Annotated in this window: 26 protein-coding genes; 18 read left to right on the forward strand and 8 right to left on the reverse strand. The window is 65.3% G+C overall.

Features of this window, described 5'->3' with window-relative positions; genetic code table 11:
• The first annotated feature begins 24 nt into the window (after positions 1 to 24).
• Genes fliM through D3877_RS19325 form a run of 3 tightly spaced genes read left to right on the forward strand, consistent with a single transcriptional unit; the run spans position 25 to position 2,806 of the window.
• Positions 25 to 1,101 (forward strand): flagellar motor switch protein FliM, encoded by a 1,077-nt coding sequence (gene fliM / locus D3877_RS19315; RefSeq protein WP_119832288.1) that lies wholly within the window; start codon positions 25 to 27, stop codon positions 1,099 to 1,101.
• A complete protein-coding gene (locus D3877_RS19320; RefSeq protein WP_119832289.1) occupies positions 1,098 to 1,718 on the forward strand; it encodes a DUF6468 domain-containing protein in 621 nt (206 codons plus the stop codon). Before fliM ends, D3877_RS19320 begins: the two co-directional genes overlap by 4 nt.
• A complete protein-coding gene (locus D3877_RS19325) occupies positions 1,715 to 2,806 on the forward strand; it encodes a MotE family protein (RefSeq protein WP_238474967.1) in 1,092 nt (363 codons plus the stop codon). Before D3877_RS19320 ends, D3877_RS19325 begins: the two co-directional genes overlap by 4 nt.
• Positions 2,807 to 2,861: 55 nt before the next feature.
• Here the strand turns inward: D3877_RS19325 and D3877_RS19330 are convergent, their stop codons facing one another.
• Together D3877_RS19330 and D3877_RS19335 are read right to left on the reverse strand one after the other, a co-directional pair.
• Positions 2,862 to 3,167 carry a hypothetical protein gene (locus tag D3877_RS19330; RefSeq protein ID WP_119832290.1) on the reverse strand — a complete coding sequence of 102 codons (306 nt, stop codon included), beginning with the start codon at positions 3,165 to 3,167 and terminating at the stop codon, positions 2,862 to 2,864.
• Positions 3,168 to 3,626: 459 nt separating this feature from the next.
• Positions 3,627 to 3,860 (reverse strand): (2Fe-2S)-binding protein, encoded by a 234-nt coding sequence (locus D3877_RS19335; RefSeq protein WP_119832291.1) that lies wholly within the window; start codon positions 3,858 to 3,860, stop codon positions 3,627 to 3,629.
• Positions 3,861 to 4,078: 218 nt separating this feature from the next.
• Here D3877_RS19335 and D3877_RS19340 point away from each other — a divergent pair, with 218 nt between their 5' ends.
• Positions 4,079 to 5,044, forward strand: a complete 966-nt coding sequence (locus tag D3877_RS19340) for an SAM-dependent methyltransferase (RefSeq protein ID WP_119832292.1) — start codon at positions 4,079 to 4,081, stop codon at positions 5,042 to 5,044.
• Between the two features lie 17 nt (positions 5,045 to 5,061).
• Here the strand turns inward: D3877_RS19340 and D3877_RS19345 are convergent, their stop codons facing one another.
• Positions 5,062 to 6,015, reverse strand: coding sequence for a patatin-like phospholipase family protein (locus D3877_RS19345; RefSeq protein WP_119832293.1), 954 nt, complete (start codon positions 6,013 to 6,015; stop codon positions 5,062 to 5,064).
• Between the two features lie 209 nt (positions 6,016 to 6,224).
• Here D3877_RS19345 and D3877_RS29925 point away from each other — a divergent pair, with 209 nt between their 5' ends.
• From D3877_RS29925 to D3877_RS19365, 6 genes are all read left to right on the forward strand, one after another.
• A complete protein-coding gene (locus tag D3877_RS29925; protein ID WP_158599947.1) occupies positions 6,225 to 6,368 on the forward strand; it encodes a hypothetical protein in 144 nt (47 codons plus the stop codon).
• A 78-nt stretch (positions 6,369 to 6,446) separates the two neighbouring features.
• Positions 6,447 to 6,578 (forward strand): hypothetical protein, encoded by a 132-nt coding sequence (locus D3877_RS30880; protein WP_274379637.1) that lies wholly within the window; start codon positions 6,447 to 6,449, stop codon positions 6,576 to 6,578.
• On the forward strand, positions 6,575 to 7,288 hold the full coding sequence (locus D3877_RS19350; protein WP_119832294.1) for a protein phosphatase CheZ: 714 nt from the start codon (positions 6,575 to 6,577) through the stop codon (positions 7,286 to 7,288). Before D3877_RS30880 ends, D3877_RS19350 begins: the two co-directional genes overlap by 4 nt.
• A gap of 79 nt (positions 7,289 to 7,367) precedes the next feature.
• Entirely contained in the window at positions 7,368 to 8,027 is a 660-nt protein-coding gene (locus D3877_RS19355) for a hypothetical protein (RefSeq protein ID WP_238474968.1), read from the forward strand.
• Complete coding sequence (locus tag D3877_RS19360) at positions 8,024 to 8,785, forward strand: OmpA/MotB family protein (protein ID WP_119832296.1); 762 nt, start codon at positions 8,024 to 8,026, stop codon at positions 8,783 to 8,785. Before D3877_RS19355 ends, D3877_RS19360 begins: the two co-directional genes overlap by 4 nt.
• Before the next feature lies 1 nt (position 8,786).
• Positions 8,787 to 12,251 (forward strand): tetratricopeptide repeat protein, encoded by a 3,465-nt coding sequence (locus D3877_RS19365; RefSeq protein WP_238474969.1) that lies wholly within the window; start codon positions 8,787 to 8,789, stop codon positions 12,249 to 12,251.
• Between the two features lie 69 nt (positions 12,252 to 12,320).
• Here D3877_RS19365 and D3877_RS19370 read toward each other — a convergent pair whose 3' ends face one another.
• From D3877_RS19370 to D3877_RS19390, 5 genes are all read right to left on the reverse strand, one after another.
• Positions 12,321 to 14,219 carry a potassium transporter Kup gene (locus D3877_RS19370; RefSeq protein WP_119832297.1) on the reverse strand — a complete coding sequence of 633 codons (1,899 nt, stop codon included), beginning with the start codon at positions 14,217 to 14,219 and terminating at the stop codon, positions 12,321 to 12,323.
• Between the two features lie 185 nt (positions 14,220 to 14,404).
• Positions 14,405 to 15,196, reverse strand: coding sequence for a flagellar type III secretion system pore protein FliP (gene fliP, locus D3877_RS19375; protein ID WP_119832298.1), 792 nt, complete (start codon positions 15,194 to 15,196; stop codon positions 14,405 to 14,407).
• Positions 15,193 to 15,603: a FliO/MopB family protein gene (locus tag D3877_RS19380; protein WP_119832299.1), complete on the reverse strand. Its 411-nt coding sequence runs from the start codon at positions 15,601 to 15,603 to the stop codon at positions 15,193 to 15,195. Before D3877_RS19380 ends, fliP begins: the two co-directional genes overlap by 4 nt.
• Before the next feature lie 3 nt (positions 15,604 to 15,606).
• A complete protein-coding gene (locus tag D3877_RS19385) occupies positions 15,607 to 16,038 on the reverse strand; it encodes a hypothetical protein (protein ID WP_211100293.1) in 432 nt (143 codons plus the stop codon).
• Entirely contained in the window at positions 16,038 to 16,433 is a 396-nt protein-coding gene (locus tag D3877_RS19390) for an EscU/YscU/HrcU family type III secretion system export apparatus switch protein (RefSeq protein WP_338014623.1), read from the reverse strand. Before D3877_RS19390 ends, D3877_RS19385 begins: the two co-directional genes overlap by 1 nt.
• A 272-nt stretch (positions 16,434 to 16,705) precedes the next feature.
• On the opposite strand from D3877_RS19390, the gene flgB reads away from it, so the two are divergent.
• The 8 genes from flgB to recA all read left to right on the forward strand — a co-directional run bounded on the left by flgB (position 16,706) and on the right by recA (position 23,938).
• A complete protein-coding gene (flgB, locus tag D3877_RS19395; protein WP_119832302.1) occupies positions 16,706 to 17,110 on the forward strand; it encodes a flagellar basal body rod protein FlgB in 405 nt (134 codons plus the stop codon).
• A 50-nt stretch (positions 17,111 to 17,160) separates the two neighbouring features.
• Positions 17,161 to 17,571 (forward strand): flagellar basal body rod protein FlgC, encoded by a 411-nt coding sequence (flgC, locus tag D3877_RS19400; RefSeq protein WP_119832303.1) that lies wholly within the window; start codon positions 17,161 to 17,163, stop codon positions 17,569 to 17,571.
• Positions 17,572 to 17,629: 58 nt separating this feature from the next.
• On the forward strand, positions 17,630 to 17,929 hold the full coding sequence (gene fliE / locus D3877_RS19405) for a flagellar hook-basal body complex protein FliE (RefSeq protein ID WP_119832304.1): 300 nt from the start codon (positions 17,630 to 17,632) through the stop codon (positions 17,927 to 17,929).
• A gap of 45 nt (positions 17,930 to 17,974) precedes the next feature.
• Positions 17,975 to 18,322, forward strand: a complete 348-nt coding sequence (locus D3877_RS19410) for a flagellar biosynthetic protein FliQ (RefSeq protein WP_119832305.1) — start codon at positions 17,975 to 17,977, stop codon at positions 18,320 to 18,322.
• Entirely contained in the window at positions 18,319 to 19,089 is a 771-nt protein-coding gene (gene fliR, locus D3877_RS19415) for a flagellar biosynthetic protein FliR (RefSeq protein WP_119832306.1), read from the forward strand. Before D3877_RS19410 ends, fliR begins: the two co-directional genes overlap by 4 nt.
• A 29-nt stretch (positions 19,090 to 19,118) precedes the next feature.
• On the forward strand, positions 19,119 to 20,198 hold the full coding sequence (flhB, locus tag D3877_RS19420) for a flagellar biosynthesis protein FlhB (RefSeq protein WP_119832307.1): 1,080 nt from the start codon (positions 19,119 to 19,121) through the stop codon (positions 20,196 to 20,198).
• Between the two features lie 27 nt (positions 20,199 to 20,225).
• Positions 20,226 to 22,718, forward strand: coding sequence for a hybrid sensor histidine kinase/response regulator (locus D3877_RS19425; RefSeq protein ID WP_338014624.1), 2,493 nt, complete (start codon positions 20,226 to 20,228; stop codon positions 22,716 to 22,718).
• A gap of 140 nt (positions 22,719 to 22,858) precedes the next feature.
• Positions 22,859 to 23,938, forward strand: a complete 1,080-nt coding sequence (gene recA / locus D3877_RS19430; RefSeq protein WP_119832309.1) for a recombinase RecA — start codon at positions 22,859 to 22,861, stop codon at positions 23,936 to 23,938.
• Positions 23,939 to 24,079 lie beyond the last annotated feature (141 nt).

A 24,079-nucleotide genomic window follows, 5' to 3' on the forward strand; every position in this document is an offset into this window, starting at 1 on the left:
GGGGTTGGTGCAACGGGGCGCGGCATGAGCGACACCGAAGAACTGAGCGAGGAAGAACGCCTCGCCGCCGAATGGGCGGCGTTGGCGGAGGACAGCGGCGACGTCGGCGACATGGGCGGCGGCGGCGGATCGACGCGCGTCCTCAACCAGGATGAAATCGACAGCCTTCTGGGGTTCGACCAGGGCGGCGCCGGTGACGGCGAAAATTCCGGCATCATGGCGCTGGTCAATTCGGCGCTGGTCAATTACGAACGCCTGCCCATGCTGGAGGTGGTCTTCGACCGCCTCGTCCGCATGATGTCCACCTCGCTGCGCAACTTCACCTCCGACAACGTCGAAGTCAGCCTGGATCAGATTTCCTCGGTGCGTTTCGGCGATTATTTGAACTCGATTCCGCTGCCCGCCATGCTGTCGGTTTTCAAGGCGGAGGAGTGGGACAATTACGGCCTGATGGTCGTCGATTCCGCGCTGATCTATTCCATCGTCGACGTGTTGCTGGGCGGTCGTCGCGGCACGGCGGCGATGCGCATCGAAGGCCGTCCCTACACCACCATCGAACGCAACCTCGTGGAACGCATGGTCCATGTGGTGCTGTCCGATCTGTCCGCCGCCTTTGATCCGCTGTCGCCCGTGACCTTCCGGTTTGACCGGCTGGAAACAAACCCGCGCTTCGCCACCATCGCGCGCCCGGCCAACGCGGCGGTGCTGGTCAAGCTGCGCATCGACATGGAGGATCGCGGCGGACGTCTGGAATTGATGATCCCCTACGCGACGTTGGAGCCGGTTCGCGAACTGCTGCTCCAAATGTTCATGGGTGAAAAGTTCGGTCGCGACTCGATTTGGGAAACTCACTTGGCGTCTGAACTGATGGTGACGGACGTCGATCTGTCGGCGGTGCTCGACGAAGTGACGATGACGTTGCACGATGTGTTGAATTGGCGCGTCGGCACCCGCATCTTGTTGAACGCGACTCCCGATGGGGCCATTGAGCTGCGCTGCGGCGACGTTTCGATGTTCCAGGGCCGCATGGGCCGCAAGGGCGGGCACATCGCCGTGCGGCTGGAAAAAGAACTTCCCAAGCAGGAGGTCATGCGGCTGTGAGTCCACTGATCTCTTTGATCATCGATTTGATTCTGGTCGGCCTGCTGGCGGCGACCATCGCTTACGCCATCATCCTGAACAAGCAGATCATCAAGCTGCGCGAAAGCCGTGGCGAGATGGCCGAGCTGATCCAGGGTCTGAACGACGCCATGAACAAGGCGGAAGGCGGCGTGCGCAACCTGAAGAAAACCGCGTCCGACACCGGCGAGGATCTTCAGCGCACCGTGAACAAGGCGCAGACCCTGCGCGACGAGCTGGAATTCATGATCGAGGCGGCGGACGCCATGGCCACCCGGTTGGGCACGGCGGGCGACCGCGACAATGGGCGCGGATCCGCCGCCCGCACGCCGATCAAGCCGCCTTTGGCCTCTCGTCCGCTGTCCCGTCCGTTGCCGGTCGAGACGCAGGATGATGACGATCATGACGAGCCGCCGCCGCCCGCCCGGTTGGAAGCGCCCCGGCGGATGGCGCCGCCGCCGCTGCAAGTTGAGACGCGTGACAACGGGTCTCGTGATTCGGCGCCGCGTGAGTCGCTGGCCCGCGAGGGGGAAAGCCTGTCCCGTGCCGAACGCGAACTGCTCCAGGCGATTGAAAACGCCGGGAAGGGGATGGGATGAGCGGGGATGGAATGACCGACGCGCAAAAGACCATCGCGGAGTTCGCCGCGCGTCTGGCCGCGAAGGGCGCCGCGCAGGACGCCGCCGCGCAAAAGGCCGCTGCCCAGAAGGGGGGCGCGCAAAAGGCTGGCGTCCAGAAGGGCGGCGAGGAGAAAATCGTCATCCGGCCCGCTGGCGCCGCCCCGACCGGCGTCCGGGTGTCCGCGTCCTCCCAGACGCCCGCCGCCGCGTCGCAGGCGGTTGCGCGGTCCGGCGCTCCCAGCAGCGCGCCCGCGACCCGCAACGCTGTCCGCCCGTCGGGCAAGGGCAAGGCCAAGGGCGGCAAGCCGCGCAAGGCGGCGTCGCCGCCGCGCCGCCCGATGATGGAGGTCCTGCGCGGCTGGACCCAGGATTTCCGGTTTCGCCTGCTGCCGGTGACGATCTTCGTGGCCGTGCTCATGCTGGGCGTGCGGGTCGGCGACATGTGGCGCATCGCCACGCGCGACGCCAAATTGCCCGATTTCCCGGTGACGATGGCGCAAGGGCCGCAAACCCCGCCCCCGGCCAACGGGGCCAAGCCGCCCGCCGACAAAGCGCCGCCGCCCAAGGCGACGACGGCCCCCAACCCGGCGAAGGATGGCCCGCCGCCCATGGCCAACGGCGCGGCCTCGACGCCTGCCGCCAACGCTCCGCTTGGTCCGATCAGCGACCAGGAACTCCTCCAGCATTTTGCCGAACGCCGGGCCGAGATCGAGAAGCGCACCAAAGAGATTGAACAGCGCGAAGCCCTGCTGACCGCCGCCGAAAAGCGGATCGACCAGAAGGTTTCGGAGATGGAGAAGGTTCGCTCCGACATTCAGAAGCTGATGAGCCAGGGCGACGAGAAGCAATCGGCCCAGTTGGAAAGCCTCGTGAAGATTTACGAGACGATGAAACCCAAGGAAGCGGCCCGCATCTTTGAAGAGTTGGAGATGCCGGTTCTTCTGGGGGTCATCCAAAAGATGAAAGAAAACAAATCGGCGCCGATTTTGGCCTCAATGGATCCGGTGAAGGCCAAGGAAGTGACGTCGGCCCTGATCGAGCGTCGCGTCCCAATGATTGCCAAGTAAAGCAAATTGGGCGGGAGCGTGATGGCTTCCGCCTCGTTCGCGCGTCGCGGTTGGTTCAGGCGGCCAGTCGTTGCAGACGATGGTCGATCTCGTCCAGCGCGTCGATCAATTCGCCCAGCGCCTGATCGGCGCGGCCACGCGAGGACGGCCAAGCGTCGTCATCGGCCAAATGCGCCGCCTCAATGCGGGCGGTGGCGCGGTTTTGCAGGCCGCGCAGGCCGTCCAGCGTGCGTTCCCACGCCTCCCGGCCCTTTGGATCCGAACGTTCGACGGCCGAACGCAATTGATTCATGCGCTCTGTGGCTTGCGCCACCCGGTCACGGGCCTGGGTGTCGAAGCTTTGTCGTTCCTGGTCGCTCATCACGTTTCATCCTCCTGTCGCCCCCCGTTGGAACGCCCGCAAGGGCGCGCTTGGCGCAACAGAACCATGCGCGGCGAGCCGGTGGCTGCGCCGTCCGATGGTCCACCCGTCAATTGTTGGGGACGTTGCCCCGATTGAGAAGGCCCCGATTGAAAGGGTCCGTGCGCCCAAAAAACAGACCGGGCCGCCTGGATCCAATTCAGGAAATCCTGAACAAGACTGGCGTGACCCGGTTCCGCAAAGGGGGTTTTCTTGGTTTGAGTGCGTTTCCTCTTTGGCCGGTTTTTCCGGCTCGCCGCTTGGATACGCCGTTATGATTGCACGGCTGTTATTGTTCGTTGAAGCTTTTGTGCACGAACGCGCGGATTTGGTCAATCCAACCAAACTTCATAGAGACCGGCTCTTTTTGACGCAGCCGAACGTCGTGCAAAGGACCAAAGTCTTTCAACCCCTCGCGGGTCACTCCGCCGCGACGCCATAGGCTGGAACATGGTCCTGGCTGGCCGCCTGCGCGCGGTTCTGGGCGCATGTGGCGCGATGGTCGGCGGCCATGGCGCGGACCGTCGGCACGCATTTGCCGCACTGAACCTGACAGCCGTGATGGCGGAACACAGCGGCGGGGGTCGTCGCGCCGTCGTTTAGGGCGGCCTTGACCTTCTTCTCGTTCAGCGCGTGGCAGATGCAAACGTACATAGGCCCTCAGCGTCGGTCGGTGTCGATGGCGCGTGTCTTGGGTTGAGATTTACTGAGAGTGCGAATCGTTGTCAATCACTCAAATGAGAATGGCTCGCACAGAAGGCCGCGCGCGGCGCTTCGTCGCAGCGGGGGTGAGAGGGGCCTTCTTGCGCGGATCATCCTCTTTCCCCGTTCCGGCGCTTGCATTCGCCGTCGGTCGGCGGTAGCCCGTGGGCATGGATGATTTCGCCGACAGCCCCGCCGCCGCTCCCGCGCCTTCCGCGACCCCCGTCGTCACGCCGCTGGGCCAGACCATCTATCTGGCGCCCGATGGTTTCGTCGATGATCTGGTCGCCGAACTGGGCGACGTGGCCACCGTCGATGGCCGTCTGGTCTTCGCCGACGGTCCGGCGCGGCCCGCCGCTTGGGCGCAAAACATTTGGTTTGACCCGGTGCGAATCGAGATCAACTCGATCAAGGGCGGGGCCAAGGCCCTGCGTGGCATCCAGCGCAATTGGGCGCTGTGGTCGCAGCGCCACCACCGCCGCGCCGCGTTGATCCAAGACAATTTGCCGCACGTCTCGGCCAAGCCGGTGACGTTTCCGTCGCCCTTGCCGACGGCGCCGCTGGGGTCCTGGACCTTGCTGGACGAATCCACCATCGTCGCGGCGGCGCGCTGCTCCAGCCCGTTCCGCCATGGCGAGGTTCCGTTCATCGAGAACCGCACCGCGCCGCCCAACCGGGCCTATCTCAAGCTGTGGGAGGCCTTGACCCTGTTCGGCGAGCAGCCGGGGCCGGGCGACCGCTGCCTGGATCTGGGAGCCTGTCCAGGCGGCTGGACCTGGGTGCTGCACGAGCTGGGCGCGTCGGTGGTCAGCGTGGACAAGGCGCCGCTCGATCCGGCCATCGCCCGGCTGCCGCGCGTTGAAATCCGTCAGGAAAGCGCCTTTGGCCTGAAGCCGCAGGACATCGGGCCGGTGGATTGGCTGTGCTGCGACGTCATTTGCTACCCGACGCGGCTGTTGCGGCTGGTGCGCGACTGGATGGACAGCGGTCTGGCCAAGCGCTTCATCTGTACCCTGAAATTCCAGGCCGACACCGACCATGAGACCGCCCGCGCCTTCGCCGCCATCCCCGGCGGGCGGGTGCTGCACCTCGACCACAACAAGCACGAACTCACCTGGATGTGGCCCGCCCAGTAAGGGCGAACCCGTTGCGGTCAGGCGCGGGACAGCGCCAGTTCGATCAGCGGGCGTTGCAGCAGGGTGGCGGCGTGGCCGATCGCCACCGCTTCGGCGGCGCGGTCGAACTCCATGATGCCGACATGGCCCAGACGCGGGGCGATCAGCACATCCGGCGGTTCCCCGGCCAGACGGGAACGGGTGATGCGGTCCTGCATGATGTCGATGGATCCGGCCATCACCTCCAGCGCGTTCGGCGTTTGGCGGTGGGAGTGGTCGAGCTGTTCGGCGAGGAAGCGGGTCCGCCGGTTTGGCTTGCGTCCCAGCCATCCGGCGATTTGCCCGGTCAATTGTGAAAAGGCCGGGGGCAGGGCGTCGGTGACGGTGGAACTGGGGGGCGGGGGGGCTTTCGCCTCCGGGCGGCGGCTCAGCATGGTGCGCTCGCTGTTCAGGTTGACGGCGATCACCACATCGGCGCCCAGCGCCCGGCACAGCGACACCGGCACCGGGTTGACCAGCGCGCCATCGACCAGCCATCGCCCGTCCAGCGGCACGGCGGGAAACAGGCCGGGCATGGCGGCGGAGGCGAGAACGGCGGGCAAAAGCGGGCCGTCGCGCAACCAGACCTCTTGCCCGGTGGACAGGTCGGTGGCGACGGCGGCGAAGGGGCGCGGCAGCTCTTCGATCCGCACGTCGGTGCGCTCGTTCAAAAAGCGTTCGACCGCCTTCTCCGCCGTGACCAGACCGCCGCGCCGAAAGGTCAGGTCGATGATCCCCAGCATGCCGAGCCAGCCCATGCTTTGCGCCCAGTCTTGCAGAGCGTCCAACTGGTCGGTCAGATAGGCGGCGCCGACCGCCGCCCCGATGGAGGTGCCGCACAGGATGTCTGGGCGGACGCCGATCTCGTCCAGGGCGCGCAGGACGCCGATGTGCGCCCAGCCGCGCGCCGCGCCGCTGCCCAGCGCCAGACCGATCTTGATGCCGTCGCCCATTCAGTCGCGTCTCCTTGGTTCTGGCCGCGCCCGTCTATTTGGTGGCGATGGCTGGGGGATGGAAGAGGATGCCGGATGAGAGAGTGATGCGTTTTTGCATCATGTTGCGGAAAGGATGCGGCGTGCGCGCTGGGAGCCGATTCAACAGACAGGCGGCGTGCATTTTTGCCGTAGGATATCCCCCGTAAACGCGCTGCCGGAGGGGTGCGATGACCGCCCAACTGAACACCGAATTGAAGAGTTTCCGCAAGGATTGGAACCGCTGGTCGGTGGCGGAAAAACTGTGCGCGGTCACGTTGCTGGTCCTTGCTGCGGCGCTGATCGGCGCGCCCGTTACGGTTGCCCTGCTCTGATCGGTTGGCTGCCCGCGCATTTCTTTACTGGCTCTTAACCCTCGCAAACTAGGTTAAGAGAGCTTGAACGGATCCTTGATGCCAGTGAGCGCCGCGCTGCGGCTGGAACGCGGATGGTTCCGGTCGCCGGGGGGCCAAGGGGCGGGCGGGGGTCCGGCCAACGACACGGTGATCGCCGCCGCCACGCCCTCTCGCCGGACACGCCAATGACCTTTTCCGCCCAGTCTTCCGTGACGGAGCAGAAGCTCCTGAGACAGCGCCTTGACGTCGCCTTCGCCGAAGCCGCGCAACCCTTGTCGCGCGACGAGGTGACGGAGATCGTCCGGTCGATCCTGGGCAGCATGGACGGCGACATTTCCGCCACCGACCTGCGGCTTTACAAAGAGGTCGTCGACCTCGCCAAATACATTGAGAACGCCAAGCAGGAGCTGGCCTCGCTCCAGCCCGAGGAAATTCGCGACGAGCACATCCGCAGCGCCACCGACGAGTTGGACGCGGTGGTCGGCGCAACGGAAAAGGCGACCTTCGCCATTTTCGATTCGTGCGACGCCATCAGCGCCTTGGCTGGTCAGACCGATCCCGCCGTCAGCGCCAAGCTGAACGATGAGATCACCAAGATTTTCGAGGCCTGCAACTTCCAGGACATCACCGGGCAGCGCATCACCAAGGTGGTGCGGACGCTCAAGCACATCGAATCCAAGGTCGACATGATCGTCGCCGCCTTTGGCAGCGAGGTCCGCAAGAATTACGCCCCGCGTTTGGCCAAGCTGGCGGCGGAAGACGCGGCGGTTCCGGTGGAAGCGGCGGCGACGCCCGCCGACGCGGCGGCGGCCGACCAAAAGCTGCTGCACGGCCCGCAACTGCCGGGCAACGCCATGGACCAGGACGAGATCGACCGCCTGCTGGCCAGTTTCGATTGACGCCATGCTGGCCGGCAAACCCAGCCCAGGCGCTTCCGGCCCCTCCGCTTCGCGCCCTTTTCGGGCGGTTGTCCCGCATGTGAATCCGAACAACGGCAGCATCGTTCTGTTGCTGTCGTTGTTCCTGCTGCTGCTGGTGTTTTTCATTGTTCTGAACGCTCAATCGGTTCAGACGGTGCAAAGGGTCAAGGCGGTGGCCGCGTCTCTGGAAAAGAAATTCCCCAACTTCGTCATTGATCCCCGCCTGCGGGATGGCGGCGACGCGGTGGCCTCGCGCGCCGGAACGGTGTTCGCCGTGCAGCGGCTGGACAGCGTTGGCACGTTGTTCGCCACCGCCATCGCCGTCGCCAAGGTGGACGTCGTGTCGCCGGGCCGTCTGCTGGAGGTGCGGTTGCCCGCCGATGACCTGTTCCTTCCGGATTCCGTGGCGCTGCGCCCGGACCGCCAGGGGTTGTTGGACCGGGTGGTGGACGCGTTGCGCGAATCGCGGCAGGGCGAGCGGATGGAGTTGGACGCGCTGCTTGGCATTGGGCCGACAGGAACGCCGAGCCAGCCGCCGGGGCCTGTCGCCCGCGCCGGGGCTTTGGCGCGCGCGCTGATCGGCGACGGCGCGCCTGCGCGCGGCGTGACGGTTGGCATCGAGCGCGGGGATCCGGGCGGCTTGCGGCTGCTGTTCAGCCTGCGTTTGGCCGATGATCCGCCGACGCGGAAGGGTGGCGCGCGGGGGGATCGGCGATGATCCAGGTTCCCAAGATTGGCGGCGGGTCCGGGAAGGGCGGCGATCCGGGCGGGCATCGCAAAACGATGTGGCTCATCAGTTTCACCGATCTGATTTCCTTGATGTTGGCCTTCTTCGTTCTGATGTACTCAATGAGCGAACCGGAGTCGCAGCGCTGGACCCGGTTGGCCAAAGGGCTGGCGGACACGATTCCCGCCGCCCGGTCAACCGCGACGTCGCCGTCGGACCGGCCCGCCGACCCGCGCGCGGCCTTCAACGCTCAGGCGGTGGAGTTGCGGGCGGCGGTCGATGTGAATTATCTGGGGGCGCTGCTGCGCAGTCAAACCACAGCCAACGCCGAGTTGGCGGCGGTGGAGGTGCGGCGGGAGGATGACCGTGTGGTGATCGGCCTGCCGGGGGAACGGATGTTCGACGCCAGCGGCGCGGTCTTCACCGACGAGGGGCGGCGCATCGTCTTCCTGTTGGGGGCGGTGGTCGGTCGCATCGGCAACCGGATCGAGGTGGTCGGCCACGCCGAGCGCGAGGATCAGACCGGCGGCGCGGCCTGGGAACGGGCGCTGACCCGCGCGGTGGCGGTGTCCGCCGCGCTGCGGGAAACCGGCTACCGCCGCGATCTGGTGGCCCGCGCGGTGATGGCGGCGGACGAGCCGGTCCCGGTGGGAGCCGTGGCGGGCGTTGGCGCGGGCGTGACCGTGCCGATCAACGCCACGGGGCGGGTGCGGGTGGACATTGTGGTGCGCGAGGAAGGGGCGGATTGAGGTGACAGGGCGGTCAGGAACGGGGCATCGGCGGTGGCTCTGCGGCTTTGTGGCGGCGGTGGCGCTGTTGGCTGTTCCAATGGCGCCCGCCCGCGCCGCCACGGTGCCGATCCGCGCCTCGGCCCACCCGGATTTTGGCCGGATGGTCTTTGATTGGCCGTCTTCGGTGGAGTTCACCGCGCGGATCGACGGCAACCGTCTGGTCATCGCCTTCACCCAACCCATCGACGCGCCGCTGGACCGCGCGGTGGCGGCCTTGCCCGATTATCTGTCGGCGGGGCGGGTGGAGAGCGACGGCAAGACCGTCTCCTTTGACCTGAAACGCCCGGTCACGCTGAAAAGCTTCCGCAGCGGCAAATCCTCCGTCGCCATTGACCTGACACCGGCCAGCGCCCAGGCGGCGGCGCAAGCGGCGGCCCAGCCGCCAACCCCGGCGACGCCCGCCGTTCCGGCTGCGACGCCACCCGCGCCCGCCGCCGCTGACAAGCCGGTGGCGTCGGCGGGCAAGGTGGCGGTTCGGGTGGCCGATTACCCCGACTCCAGCCGCGTCGTTTTTGAGTGGCCGGGGCCGGTTGATTACACGATGACGCGCGACGGCGCGGCGGTGACGGTGACGTTCGACAAGGGCGGCGCGCCGGACCTCGCCCAGGCGGTCAAAACGGCGCTGCGCAACGTCCGCAACATCGAGTCCTTCCGTCAGCCCAACGGCGCGCTGGCCGTGACCTTCGTCGCGCCGCAGGATTCCGAAATCAAGGAGTCGAAGAACGGCAAGACGGTCGTCTTCGACGTGATGAACGCGGGGACGCGCAAGGGGCTTGAGGCCGCGCCCGCCGCTGGGAAACCGCCTGCCGCCAACCCGCCCGCCGCCAACCCGACCTCGCCGACGCCGCCCGGCGCGACTCCCCCCGCGACGCCCGCCGTTCAACCGCCCGCGACTCCGGCCCCCGCGAACCCAGCGACGGCGACCGCCGAGGCGAAGCCCGCCCCCGGCGCGACGCCGACCGAGGCCAAACCGCAGCCCCCGGTCGGGCCGAAAGGGCCGGTGCTGACCTTTGAGACGGGCGGTCCATCCTCCATCGCCGTCTACCCGCGCGCGGGGCAGCTTTACATCGTGTTTGATCGGCCAATGCCCATCGGCGCCGGCAAGATCACCGGCCCAGGCGCGGAGTTGATGGGCGGGGTGGAGCCGGTTCCGGCCACCGGCGGCAGCGCTTTCCGCACCAAGATCGGGCCGATGGTCTGGCCGACGGTGGAACGCCAGGGAACGACCTGGAAGATCTCCTCCTCCGCCCGTCCGGCCAACATGTCCGGCGCCAACGATCTGCGAATCGACGCGGAGCCGGACTTCCTGTTGGGCGCGCGGCTGCTGGTGCGGGCGCCCGACGCGGCGGCGATTGTGCAGATTTCCGATCCCGACGTCGGCGACCGGGTGCAGGTGGCGCCGCTGCCCGGCCCCGGTCTGGGCGTCGCCGAATCGCACCGTTACCCCGATTTGGAGGTGATGCCGTCCTATCAGGGCGTGGTCATCCGCCCGATCTCCGACAACGTCACCGTTCGGACGGTGAAGGAGGGGGTCGAGTTGACCTCCGCCGGTGGGCTGCACATGTCGCCCGCCGCCGACGCGGGCAATCCGGCGATCGCCCAAGCCGCCGCGCCGTCCGGGGCGCCGCCGCAGCCGGTTCCCGCTCAATTGGGCGCCGCGCCCGGTCCCCCGGCGGGGTTGGCGATGGACGGGCCGAAGACCGCGCCGCTTCAGGGCCGCCGCCTGTTCAATCTGCCCGCCTGGAAGCACGGCGATCTCGATCATTTCACCGAGGCCCGGCAGGATCTTCAGTTGGCCGTGGTCAACGCCCCGGAGTCCGAACGGGCCAAGGCGCAGTTGGATTTGGCGCGCTTTTACTTCGCCAACGCTTTTGGCCAGGAAACCTTGGGGATGCTCGACGTTCTCCAGCAGAACCAACCCGATCTGGAAGGCTGGCCGGAGTTTCGCGCCCTGCGCGGCGCGGCGCGGGTCTTGACCGGCGATCTGCCCGGGGCGGAAGCCGACCTGACGGCGCCCAGCCTGACCACCAACCCAGAGGCCGCGCTGTGGCGCGCCGCCATCGCGGCGGACAAGCGCGATTGGCCAGCGGCGATGAGCGGTTTCAAGGCCGGGTCGGCGATCCTCAACTCCTACCCCGATCCGATGATCGGCAAGCTTGGTCTGCGCGCGGCGGAAGCGGCGCTGGAAACCGGCGACACGGCCAGCGCCAAGCGTCTGCTCGACCGGGTGCTGGAGCGCAGCGGACCGGAGTCGGAGGAGCGGCCCGACGTGCAGTATCTGCGCGGTCTCTATTACGCGCGCACCGGCGACACCGACCGCGCCCGTGAACAGCTCAAGCTGTCCTATGAGAGCCTGGATCGGCTTTACCGCGCCAAGGCCGGGTTGGCTTTGACCAATCTGGATTTGGCCGAGGGCAAAATGTCGCCGACGGCGGCGGCGGAACAGTTGGCCGGTCTGACCTTCACTTGGCGCGGCGACGATCTGGAAATGCAAATCCGCTCGCGCATGGGCGAGGTGTTGATCGCCGGAGGAAAATACCCCGAGGGCTTCAACACGATGAAGGAAACGGCGGCCCTGGTCGCCGACACCCCGCGCGCCGAGGCGATCACCAAGGACATGTCGCGCATCTTCGCCGATCTTTACAAGGATGGCGCCGCGCGCCTGCCGACGCTGGAAGCGTTGAAGCTCTACGACCAGTTCCGCGAACTGACGCCGGTGGGGGAGGCGGGCGACGAGATCATCCGCCAACTGGCCGAGCGGTTGATCTCCATCGATCTGCTGAACCGCGCCGCCGATCTGTTGCAGCATCAGGTCGAATTCCGCCTGTCCGGCATGGACAAGGCGCGCATGGGCACGCGGTTGGCGTCGGTCCGTTTGCTGGACAGCAAGCCCGAACAGGCGCTTCAAGCTCTGGAACTGTCGAATGTTCCCGGCATCCCCGCCGATCTGATGGCCGAACGCCGTTTGATGCAGGCCAAGGCGCTGGCCGAACTCAATCGCGGCGATGACGCCCTGCTGCTGTTGGCCGACGACGACAGCGCCAACGCCAATCTGCTGCGGGTGGACATCGCTTGGCGTGGCCAGAAATGGGAGGCGGCGGCGCTGGCGCTCAGCAAGACCATCGGCCCGCCGCCGTTGCCGGGGCAGGTGTTGGAGCCGACCACCTCGCAACTGGTCTTGAATCGGGCGGTGGCGCTGGCGCTGGCGGGGGACGGCACCGGCCTCAATCTGCTGCGCAAGGATTTTGAGGCCGCGATGAAGGGCGGCCCGAACGAGGACGCTTTCCGTGTGATGACCCGACCAGAACAGGCGCTGGGGTTGATCGACGTCAGCACCATCCGCTCCCGCGTGGCGGAGGTCGACATGTTCCAGAAATTTCTGAAGAACTACCGGGGCAAGACGGCGGCCAAGCCAACCAGTTGAAAGGCCAACCCGTTGATGGCGGGCGCTCCCTTGCCCGCGCGAGCGGGGGCAAGGGAGCCTGCGCTTCCGTTACAACTGAACCTGTGTTCCCAGTTCCACCACCCGGTTCGGCGGCAGCTTGAAGAAGTCGGTGGCGCTGACCGAGGTGCGGGCCATGACGACGAACAGCTTCTCGCGCCACAGCGCCATCTGCGAATTCATCTGCGGAATCAGCGTCTCACGGCCCAAGAAGAAGGAGGTCGCCATCACGTCGAACTCCAGCCCGAACGCCTTGCACAGCCGCAGCGCCTTGGGAATGTTCGGTTCCTGTGAGAAGCCGTAACGCACGGTGATGCGGTAGAAGCCCTCCGCCAAGCCTTCCACCAGCACGCGGTCCTTGGCGGGCACGCGCGGCACGTCGTCAACCAGCACGGTGACGAAGACCACCCGCTCGTGCAGCACCTGATTGTGCTTCAGATTGTGCAACAGAGCGATTGGCACCGTGTTGGAACTGGACGTCATGAAGACCGCCGTTCCCTTGACCCGGTGGATGTCGGCGGATTTGGCCTGACGCCGAATGAAGGCGTCGAGCGGCAAGGATTCCTCAGCCAGACGGATGCTCAGCACGGCGCGACCGCGCCGCCACGTCGCCATCAAGCCCACCGTGATGGCGGCGATGACCAGCGGCACCCAACCGCCATGGGGGATCTTGACCGCGTTGGCGGCGAAGAAGGACAGATCCACCGCCAGGAAACCGGCCCCCAAAGTGAGGCAAAGCGGAACGCTCCAGTTCCAGCGACGGTGCGCCACGACCAGCGCCAATATGGTGGTGATAATCATGTCGCCGGTCACGGCGATGCCGTATGCCGCCGCCAGACGGCTCGACGACTGGAAGATCACGACCAGACCGATGATGGCGATCAGCAGCCCCCAATTGGCGCGGGGGATGTAGATCTGCCCTTCTTCCTCGTTGGAGGTGTGGCGGATGTGCAAGCGCGGGCACAGGCCAAGCTGCACTGCCTGCCGGGTTAGCGAAAAGACGCCCGAAATCACGGCTTGGCTGGCGATCACCGTGGCCATGGTGGACAGGGCGATCAGCGGGTACAGACCCCAGTCGGGGGCCAGCAGATAGAAGGGGCTGCGCACGGCGGACGGATCGCTCAGCAACAGCGCGCATTGCCCCAGATAATTCAGCAGCAGGGCAGGCAACACCACGCCCAGCCACGCCAATTGGATGGGGAAACGTCCGAAATGCCCCATGTCGGCGTACAGCGCCTCGCCGCCGGTCACAGCCAGCACGACCGCGCCCAGCACCAGAAAGCCGACCCAGCCGTTGGCGTGAAAGAACGCATAGGCGTAGCGGGGATCGAATGCGGCCAGCACGCTGGGTTGCTGAACCACCTGAATCAGACCCAGCCCGCCAATGGTCAGAAACCAGGCGATCATGATCGGGCCGAACAGGGCGCCGACGCGCGAGGTGCCATGGCTCTGGATGCCGAACAGCGCGATCAGGATCGCCACCGTCACCGGCACGACCACGGATTCCAGCGCCGGTTCAGCAACCTCCAACCCTTCCACCGCCGACAGCACGGACATGGCCGGGGTAATCATGCCGTCGCCGTAGAACAGCGCCGCCCCGCACAGGCCAAGCGCGGTCAGCAGCGTCAGCTTTCCCGAGGAGGTTGGTCGGGTGTGGGTGGCCAGGGCCAGAAGGGACAGGATGCCGCCCTCGCCCTTGTTGTCCGCCCGCATCACGAACAGCACGTATTTGACCGTGACGACAATGACCAGCGCCCAGAACACCAGGGACATGATGCCCATGATGTTGGCCGGGTTCAGCTCCAGCCCATGCTCGCCGCCAAAGCATTCGCGCAGGGTGTAGAGCGGGCTGGTGCCGATGTCGCCATACACGACGCCGAGCGCGCCGAGCGTAAGCCCCGCAAGCTTGCCCGTGTCGGGCTGCGCGGTTTTCAAAATTGTGTCTGACATGCGTGGAATGTGGTCCGTGAGTGGGACGACGAAGCCTCAACCAAGGGAGCGGCGCCACGGATTTTTCCGGGCGTTTCAGCGACCATGCCACCCGTCATACGCGTTTCCGCAGCGCGACGCCAGCGCCGCCTTGGGCGACGGCGGGGCGGCGGCGGGCGCTGCGACGAAGTGCGCAAGGGAACCGTCTACAAGGTGCCGAAACTGCGGGCCAGCGACCCGGCGATCAGATACCAGCCGTCAACCAGCACGAAGAAGATGATCTTGAACGGAATCGCTACCATGGTTGGCGGCAGCATCATCATGCCCATCGACATCAAAATGGACGACACCACCATGTCGATGATGAGAAAGGGCAGGAACAGCAGAAAGCCAATCTCGAAGCCGCGCTTGATCTCGGAAATCATGAAGGCGGGAACCAGAACATGCAGCGGTGTGTCCGATGCCTGTTCGACGTTCTGAAGGCGGGCCATGTCCAGGAACAGCCGCAAATCCTTTTCGCCAGTGTGGTGCAGCATGAAATCGCGCAAGGGCGCGGCGGTGCGCTTGAACGCCTCGACCTCGTCGATTTCTTGATTCATCAAGGGCTGGATGCCCTGGGTGTAGCAACGCTCGAACACCGGGGCCATGACGAAGAAGGTCAGGAACATCGCCAACGACATCATCACCGTGGTCGGCGGCACCTGCTGCACGCCCAAAGCCGAGCGCAGGAAGGACAGCACGATGACGATGCGGGTGAAGGCGGTCATCATGATGAGGATCGAGGGGGCCAGCGACAGGACCGTCACCAGCGCGATCATCTGAACGATGCGGCCCGTCGCGGTGCCGCCCGCGTCGCCCAGATCAAAGGTCATGCTCTGCGCCAGCGTCGGCCCGGCGAACAGGGCGACGGCGACGCCAACGCACAAGGCCAAAGCCAGCGCGCCGGACAGACGCCAAGCCGAGAGGGAGGGGGCTGAGAGGGGGCGGCCCGGGATCATGGCGCTGAGGTTCCCTTATGGTCGTCCTTGTGGTCGCCATCCGGGCGCGTCGTCGCGCCATGCTCTCCGGCGCCATGGTCTCCGGCCCCATGCTCCCCAGCGGGGTGGTCGGCGCCGTGGTGGGCGTGCAGGGCGGCGTGGAAATCCTGGGCCGGGGTGCTTTCGACCACCTGATCCCCGGCGTTGCTCAACAGGATCAAATGCTCACGGTCATCCTTGCGGACCAGAACCAGGCGCCGCTTGGCGTCCAGGGCCATGACCTCGACCACGCTGAGGCGCCGGTGGCGCACGGCGCCGGTGGCCACGCCGCCCAGCCCGATTCGACGCATCAGCCACGCCACCGCGACGATCAGCGCGATGACGAACAGAAGGGCCATGACGAAGCGGATGTATTGATCGAGATCCATGGGTCAGGTCGGCTCGTCGGGCGTGGGTGGGTGGGCGGACGGAACGGAGGGTTCGGGCGGTTGGGGCGTCGGTCCCCGGCCATAGGCGGCGGCGGCGCGATGACGGGCGCTGTGCGGGTCGCCGCGCCCGTCCAGCGCGTCGGCGATCATGTCCCGGCGTAGGATGTGCTGCGCCGTCAGCGTCGCGGCCAGCGGATCGAGCGCGGCGACCAGATCGCCCAGCCGGCCGAGATGGGGCCGGATCTCCGCCATTGGCCGGGACATGGCGGCGGCGCAGAGCGCGGACACCCGCTCTTCCAGGCCGGACAGATCAATGGGCACGCCGGTTTCGGCCTGCCGCTGCGCCTCGGCGACGGCGCTGGTCACGCGGGCGATGTCCTGAGCGATGCCCTGGTGAGGGCCGCTGTCGTCGGCGGGGGGCGGGGCGCCGGTCATCACCATGGGCCGTTGCTGTTGATGGAAGGGGCGTCGTCCGGTCCTGCGTCCAATCCGGCGTTGGCGTCAGAGCTTGGATCCGCCGGAATGGTGCCGTTGGCACGGTAAACATATGCAAGGATTTCCGCCACCGCCGCGATGGCCTCGACCGGAATGTCGCTGTCCACCTCGATGGCCGAGAGGATTTCGACAAGGTCGGCGTCCTCGCGCACCTTCACGCCGTTGGCGAAGGCCAGCTCCAGAATCTGTTCGGCCACCGTTCCTTTGCCCGTGGCGACGATGCGGGGCAACGACTGGGCGCCAAACTCGTACTTCAACGCCACGGCCACCGGGCGGCGCGCGGCGGGCCGGGGGGCGGAGCGAGTCGGGTTCTGATGGCGAGGGGGCGTGGACAAGCGTTTTCCTGCCGGATCGGGTGGCCTGGGGCGATGGCTTGCTGGTCGGCATCCTGGACCGGCAGGCTTAACGAAGTGTAAAGCTTGTTCCAAGGGCGTTCGGGGGAGAGCCGTCGCGGCCCCCGGCGAAACTCTGGTTTGGGCGGCTCGTCCGGGGGATCGGTCGGGCCTGATTCATCTTTCATTAACGCAAAAGGACGACCATCATCCTTGTCGCCCAACATCCGTCCACAGCGGTTCGGATCGGGCGCGCAGCAAGCGGAACGCGGGCCATGGATCTGGGAAATATCGGCCTTTTCAAGCTGATGTCGCGCAAGATGGACTGGCTGACCCAGCGTCAGGAAGTCATCTCGCAGAACATCGCCAACGCCGATTCGCCTGAATACAAAGGCAAGGATCTGAAACCTTTCACCTTTCGCGACGCGTTGAGCGACAATCGACGGCTGGGGCCGACCGCGACGAACGCCTCGCATCTGTCGGGAACCGTCGGGTCGGGCGGCACGGCGAAAGAGCAGCGGATTCGCGATCCCTACGAAACGGCGCCCAACGGCAACAATGTGGTCCTGGAAGACCAGATGATGCGGATGAGCGAAAACTCGATGGATTACCAGACGATCACCAACCTGTATAAAAAGCAGGTGACGATGATAAAGTCGGCGATCCGTTCCGGCGGCTGATGGATTTTTGTTGCGGTGGTTGGCGCGGCATAGGGTAGGGAGGCGGCATTATGGATCTCTACAAGTCGATGGCGGTCTCCGCGTCGGGCATGAAGGCGCAAGGCACGCGCCTGAAAGTTATTTCTGAAAATCTGGCCAACGCCAACACCACGGCGGAAACGCCGGGCGATTTGCCGTACCGGCGCAAGGTCGTGACCTTCCAGAATGTGCTGGACCGTCAGATGGACGTGGACAAGGTCAAGGTCGGCAAGATCGACGTGGACAAGGGCAACTTTCAACGCCGCTACGACCCCTCGCACCCGTCGGCGGACGCCGATGGCTATGTTCTGCTGCCCAACGTCAATTCAATGATCGAGGCGATGGACATGCGGGAGGCCCAACGCAGCTACGAAGCGAATCTGTCGGCCATCGACACCGCGCGCCAGATGCTGACCCGGACCATCGACATTCTGCGTGGTTGAGCGCGGTCGCGCCGCGCTCGCCGCCTCTTGAAACATCTGGAACCACGGAAGCTTCGCCATGATCAACCCCATCAACGCCGCTGCGGCCTACGCCAACACCGCCGCCCGCGCGGTCAGCCCTGGCGTTGGGGCGGCGGAAGGGCCTTCCTTTGGCGACGCGCTGGAGGAGGCGGCCAAGCAGACCATCGGCACCATGCGCAAAAGCGAAAACATGTCGGCGATGGCGGCCGTCGGGAAAGCCGATTTGAACGACGTCGTGCAGGCCGTGACCAACGCCGAAGTCACCTTGCAAACCGTCACGGCGGTGCGCGACAAGGTGTTGAGCGCGTATCAGGAAATTCTGCGCATGCCGATGTGAGGGCGGCGCCATCGCAACCTCAGCCCGCGCCTATTCCGTGTCGCCATGAACGAAACCGAAGTCATTGAGATCTGTCGCACCTCGATCATCACTCTGGTGATCCTGTGCGCGCCGATTCTCATCGTCATGATGGTGGTCGGCACGGTGATTTCGGTGTTCCAGGCCGTCACCCAGATCAGCGAGCAGACCCTGGCCATGGTGCCCAAGGTGATGATCGTCTTCGGCCTGTCGATCCTGCTGATGCCTTTCATGCTGGGTGAATTGACCGAATTCTTCCAGCGTGAGGTCGCCGACCGCATCGTCGCCATCGGCGTGGGGGCGTCGCAGAATGGCGGCGCGCCCTTCACGCCCGGCACCGGCGTGACCCCCAGCCCGGCGCCGTCCGGCGGATGAATGTTCTGCAAACCCTGCTCAGCGAGCAGATCTTTGTTTGGATGATCGTGTTCGTCCGCGTCGGCGCCGCGTTCAGCGTGATGCCGACGGTCGGCGACGCCTTTGTTTCGGCGCGCACCCGCCTGCTGCTGGCGCTGGCGGTCAGCGTGGTGGTCGCGCCGGTTCTGCGCCCGCAACTGCCGCCGATTCCCGGCAACCCTTTCCAACTGACGGTTCTGATCGTCGGAGAAATGGCGGTGGGGATCTTCCTTGGGTCGGTCGGGCGGCTGCTGATGGGAACGTTGGAGGTGGCGGGAACCATCATCGCCTTGGAAACCGGCCTGTCCAACGCCCAAATCTTCAATCCGGCGATGGCGACCTCCGGATCACTGCCCGGCGCGCTGCTGGGTTGGCTGGGGCTGCTGCTGCTGTTCATCACCGACATGCATCATCTGTTGATTATGGCGGTGGTGGACAGCTACGCGACCTTTGTGCCGGGAGCGCCGATTCCCATCGACGACATGGCGAATGTGATCGGGCAACTGGTCTCCAAAACCTTTCTGCTGGGCGTGCAGATGGCCGCGCCCTTTCTCATCACCGGGCTGCTGTTCGCCTTGGCGCTCGGCCTGCTGAACAAGCTGGCGCCGCAGGTCCAGGTGTTTCAGCTTTTCACCTCGATCCAGGTGCTGTTGGGTCTGTTTATGTTTGCGTTGACGCTGGCGGCGATGATGATGTTCTGGCTCAGCCGTTTTGAGGCGACCTTCGTTGATTTCCTGAAGCCGTTCTGATCGTCCCTTCACAACCATAGGAGAATCCTGTGTCGGAAGACGCGGACGAGTCCTCCAAAACAGAAGATCCTACGCAAAAAAAGCTCGACGAAGCCCACAAGCAGGGCAATTACGCGATGACGAAGGAGGTCGCGAATTGGTTGATGGTCGCGGCCATGCTGATTGTTCTGACGTCCGTCCTGCCAGGAACGGCGAAGGGCATGATCCTGCGGCTGAATTATTATTTTGAGAATTTGGACCAGTTCACCATGGACCGGGCGGGCGCCGGGGCGCTGCTGTTCCGGGTGATGATGGATTCGATCTGGGCCTTGTGGCTGCCGATTCTGCTGTTCGTCATCGCGGGCGTCATGTCCACCATCGGACAAACCGGCTTTCACGTCTCGTGGGAGCTGATTTCGCCGAAATTCGAGAAACTCAATCCGATCACCGGCTTGATGAACATGTTCAAGCTGGGGAACCAGGGCGTTGAGTTGTTGAAGAGCATCGCAAAACTGGCGGTGGTCGGTGGTGTCGCCTACATGGCCTTGCAACCGATGTTCAAGGGCATTGAAAATTACATCGGCATCGACATCGCCGCGCTTATCAATCACATCGACGCTTTGGCCTATCGGCTTTTGGTTGGGGTTCTTGTGGTCCTGACGCTGCTCGCCGCCGGAGATTTCTTTTGGCAGAAGATGCAGTTCGACAAGAACATGAAAATGACCAAACAAGAGGTGAAGGACGAGCACAAGCAGCAGGAAGGCGATCCCCACGTCAAGGGCCGCATCCGGCAGATTCGCTTCGAGCGCGCGCGCAAGCGCATGATGGCGGCGGTGCCCAGCGCCGACGTGGTGGTGACGAACCCGACCCACTTCGCCGTCGCCTTGAAATACGACCCCAATCAGATGGGCGCGCCGCTGGTTCTGGCGAAGGGCGTCGATCAGGTCGCCTTCAAGATCCGCGAGGTCGCCGAAGCCAACAAGGTGCCGGTGATCGAAAATCCGCCGCTCGCCCGCGCGCTCTACGCCGCGTGCGACGTCGATGAGGAGGTGCCGTCGGAGCATTACCGCGCGGTGGCCGAAGTCATCACCTATGTGTTTAAACTCAAAGGTCGGTCGATGAGGGGCTGATGTGTGAGCGTTTCGGGGTGCATGGTGGTGGATAAGGCAACCTTCGGTCAGGCGACGCCGTTGGGCGCATGGCAAGCCATCCGGCCGTTGGGCGCGTTGGCGACCGCCATTTTGTATTTTGGTCTGGCTCCGGCGGGGCTGGTCGCCTTGGTTGCTGGGATGGCGCTGGACCTTTCGAGCGTCGAATGGGCAGGCGCGGCGGCGGCGGCGGCGGGTGTCGCGCTGCTGATTGGGCGCGCGGCCATCGTCGCCAGACGCTCCACGCGGTTGGGAGTGCTGCTGGGCGGCGCGCTGGAAGGGCTGCCGGCGGGGCAGCTTTTGTGCGACGGCGCCGACGGGGTGGTGTTTGCCAACAGCGCCTTTGCGTCGCTGTCCGGCTGGCGGGGAGAAGAGCCGCCGTTCGACGCGTTGGAGCGCCAATTCGCCCGCAACCCTGAAAGCGCCATGGAGTTCCGCCGTTTGACCGAGCGCGTGCGCGCCGGGTTGACCGCCGCCGTCGAACTGCCGGTTCCGGGCGAGGATGGCCGCCCGCCGGAATGGCGGCGGATTCAAGGCCAGCCGGTGAACGGCTTCCCCGGCGCCATCCATTGGCGGGTCGAGGACATCACCGCCCGGCGCGAGTTGGAACAGGTCATGCGGCGCGAGCAGGCGAAGCTGGTCGATTTCATGGAACACGCGCCCATCGGCTTTTTCTCGGTCGATCAAGACGGCCAATTTCTCTTCGTCAACAGCACTTTGGCGGATTGGTTGGGCTGCGCCCCCGGCGATCTGACCGATGGAGCCAAGCGGCTGCGCGACATTCTGGCGACTCCGCCAAGCGACGCCGCGCCCTACGACCTGTTCGAGTATGGCGGAGCTGAGCAACGCGGCGAGTTGCGGATGGTTGGGTTGCAGGGCCGTTCGTTTCAGGCGTCGGTGGCCCACAGCGTTGTGGTGGCGGAGGATGGCCACGCGGTTCACACCCGGTCGGTGGTGCGCGATCTGACCCCCGAGCATGAATGGCAAGCGGCGCTGCACCGTTCCGAGCAACGGTTCCAGCGCTTTTTTGAAGACGCGCCGATTGGCATCGCTCTGTTGGACGATGACGGGCGCTTGTCGGAATGCAACCGCGCCTTTTTGGCGCTGATCGGCAGCGAGTCGGGTTCGGTGATCGGCCGCCCGATGGCCGATATGATCGCCCCGACGGAGCGGGAGCGGGCGACCGCCCGCCTGCGTGCGGTGCTGGGAGGCGAGGATCCGGCGGCTCCGCTGGAGGTCCGGCTGCTTGGCGGGCGGGAGTTGACGGCGCAGCTCTACGCCCGGCGGCTTGGTGGGGCGGGGTTGATCCTGCACTTCATCGACATGACCGAGCGCAAGAGCCTGGAGGCGCAGTTCGCCCAGTCGCAGAAAATGCAGGCGATCGGCCAGTTGGCGGGCGGCGTCGCCCATGATTTCAACAATTTGCTGACGGCGATGATCGGCTTTTGCGATCTGCTGCTGCTGCGTCACAAGCCGGGCGATCAGTCCTTCAGCGACATCATGCAGATCAAGCAGAACGCCAACCGCGCCGCCAATCTGGTGCGGCAGCTTCTGGCCTTCTCGCGTCAGCAAACCTTGCAACCGCGCGTCATCGCCGTCACCGACGTGCTGGCCGAACTGGCCAATCTGCTGCGCCGCCTGATTGGCGAGACCATCGAGCTAAAGATGATTCATGGCCGCGACCTCGGGCTGGTCAAGGTCGATCAAAACCAGTTGGAGCAGGTCATCATCAATCTGGTGGTCAACGCCCGCGACGCCATGGCCGGGGGCGGGCGGTTGACCGTGGTCACGTCCAATTACGCCGTCGCCCAGCCCGAACGGCGCGAGCATGAGACGATCCCGGCGGGCGACTATGTCTGTCTGGAGGTGATCGACACCGGCTGTGGCATCGCCCGTGAAAATCTCCAACGCATTTTCGAGCCGTTCTACACGACCAAAGAGGTCGGATCGGGAACCGGCCTGGGCCTGTCCACCGTGTATGGCATCGTCCGGCAAACCGGCGGCTTTGTCTTCGTCGATTCGGCGTTGGGGGAGGGGACGACCTTCACCATTCTGCTGCCCCGTCATAGGGGAGAGGCGCGGTCCGTTGAGGTGGTGGAGCCGCGCGAACGGCGGGGGTACGACCTGACCGGCACCGGCACCATCCTGTTGGTGGAGGATGAGGACGCCGTGCGGGTTTTCTCCGCCCGCGCCTTGCGCAACAAGGGCTATCAGGTGTTGGAGGCCAAGAACGGCGAGGCGGCGTTGCAGCAGATCGAAAGCGACGGCGCCAGCATCGACCTGCTCATCACCGACGTGGTGATGCCGCAGATGGATGGTCCGACCCTGGCCCGCCATGTTCGTGACCTGCGCCCGGACATGCGGGTGATCTTCATTTCTGGTTACGCCGAAGATCGGCTGGGCGAGATCGACGGGGTGAAGATCGCCCATTTTCTGCCCAAGCCCTTCTCGCTGAAGCAACTCGCCGCCAAGGTCAAAGACGTGATCCGCGAGGGGCGGTGAGTGGCTGGAATCGGGAATCCTGGCCAAAGGTCAGATGAGAACATCAAGGCAACATGCGGCCTTGCAAACAGGAACAAAAAGCGTACACTCTCCCTCGTTGCAAGAGCACGGACCGTATGGTCTAAGAGGGGGGATCGGGCATGTCGTCCGCACAGCTTCGTTTGGTCGAGAAGGACTCCATGGACAAGCAAAAGGCGCTTGATGCCGCTCTGAGCCAGATTGAACGCGCCTTCGGCAAAGGCTCGATCATGAAACTCGGCGCCCGTGAGCATCTGGTCGAGGCGGAGGTGGTGTCCACCGGCTCGCTTGGCCTCGACATCGCGCTGGGCATCGGCGGTTTGCCGCGTGGCCGCGTCGTCGAGATTTACGGGCCGGAAAGCTCCGGCAAAACGACGTTGGCGCTGCACGCCATCGCCCAGGCCCAAAAGGTCGGGGGAACCTGCGCCTTCATTGACGCCGAACACGCGTTGGACCCGTCTTACGCCCGCAAGCTGGGCGTGAACATCGACGAGTTGCTGATCTCGCAGCCCGACGCGGGCGAGCAGGCGCTGGAAATCGCCGACACGCTGGTGCGCTCCGGCGCCATCGACGTGCTGGTGGTCGACTCGGTGGCCGCCCTGGTGCCGCGCGCCGAACTGGAAGGCGAGATGGGCGACAGCCATGTCGGCCTGCACGCCCGCCTGATGAGCCAGGCGCTGCGCAAGCTGACCGGCTCGATCTCCAAGTCGAACTGTCTGGTCATCTTCATCAACCAGATCCGGTTGAAGATCGGCGTGATGTTCGGGAACCCGGAAACCACGACCGGCGGCAACGCGCTGAAATTCTACGCGTCGGTTCGTCTCGACATCCGCCGCATCGGCGCGATCAAGGATCGCGAGACGGTGGTGGGCAACCAGACCCGCGTGAAGGTGGTGAAGAACAAGATGGCCCCGCCCTTCCGCGTGGTCGAGTTCGACATCATGTATGGCGAAGGCGTGTCCAAGGTTGGCGAATTGCTGGATCTTGGCATCCAGGCCAGCGTCGTCGACAAGGCGGGCGCATGGTTCAGCTACGAAGGCACCCGGATCGGGCAGGGGCGTGAGAACGCCAAGAACTTCCTGCGCAACAACCCGGAGATGGCCGACGCCATCGAGGCCAAGATTCGCGGCAACGCCGGTCTGGTCGCCGACGCGATGATGGGCACCCCGGAAGCCGACGCCGAGGCCGCCACGCCGGAGTGACCGGCGGCGCGATCCTGCGCTTGCAACGATGCCCGCGCCTGCAACGATGATTAAAAACCCCGCCGTCTTGTGACGGTGGGGTTTTTCCTTTTGGGTCGAGGCGTGTGGCCATCGAACCCGACGCGCATCAAACAGGCCAGT

This window comes from Azospirillum cavernae, from assembly GCF_003590795.1.
GTDB lineage: Bacteria > Pseudomonadota > Alphaproteobacteria > Azospirillales > Azospirillaceae > Azospirillum > Azospirillum cavernae.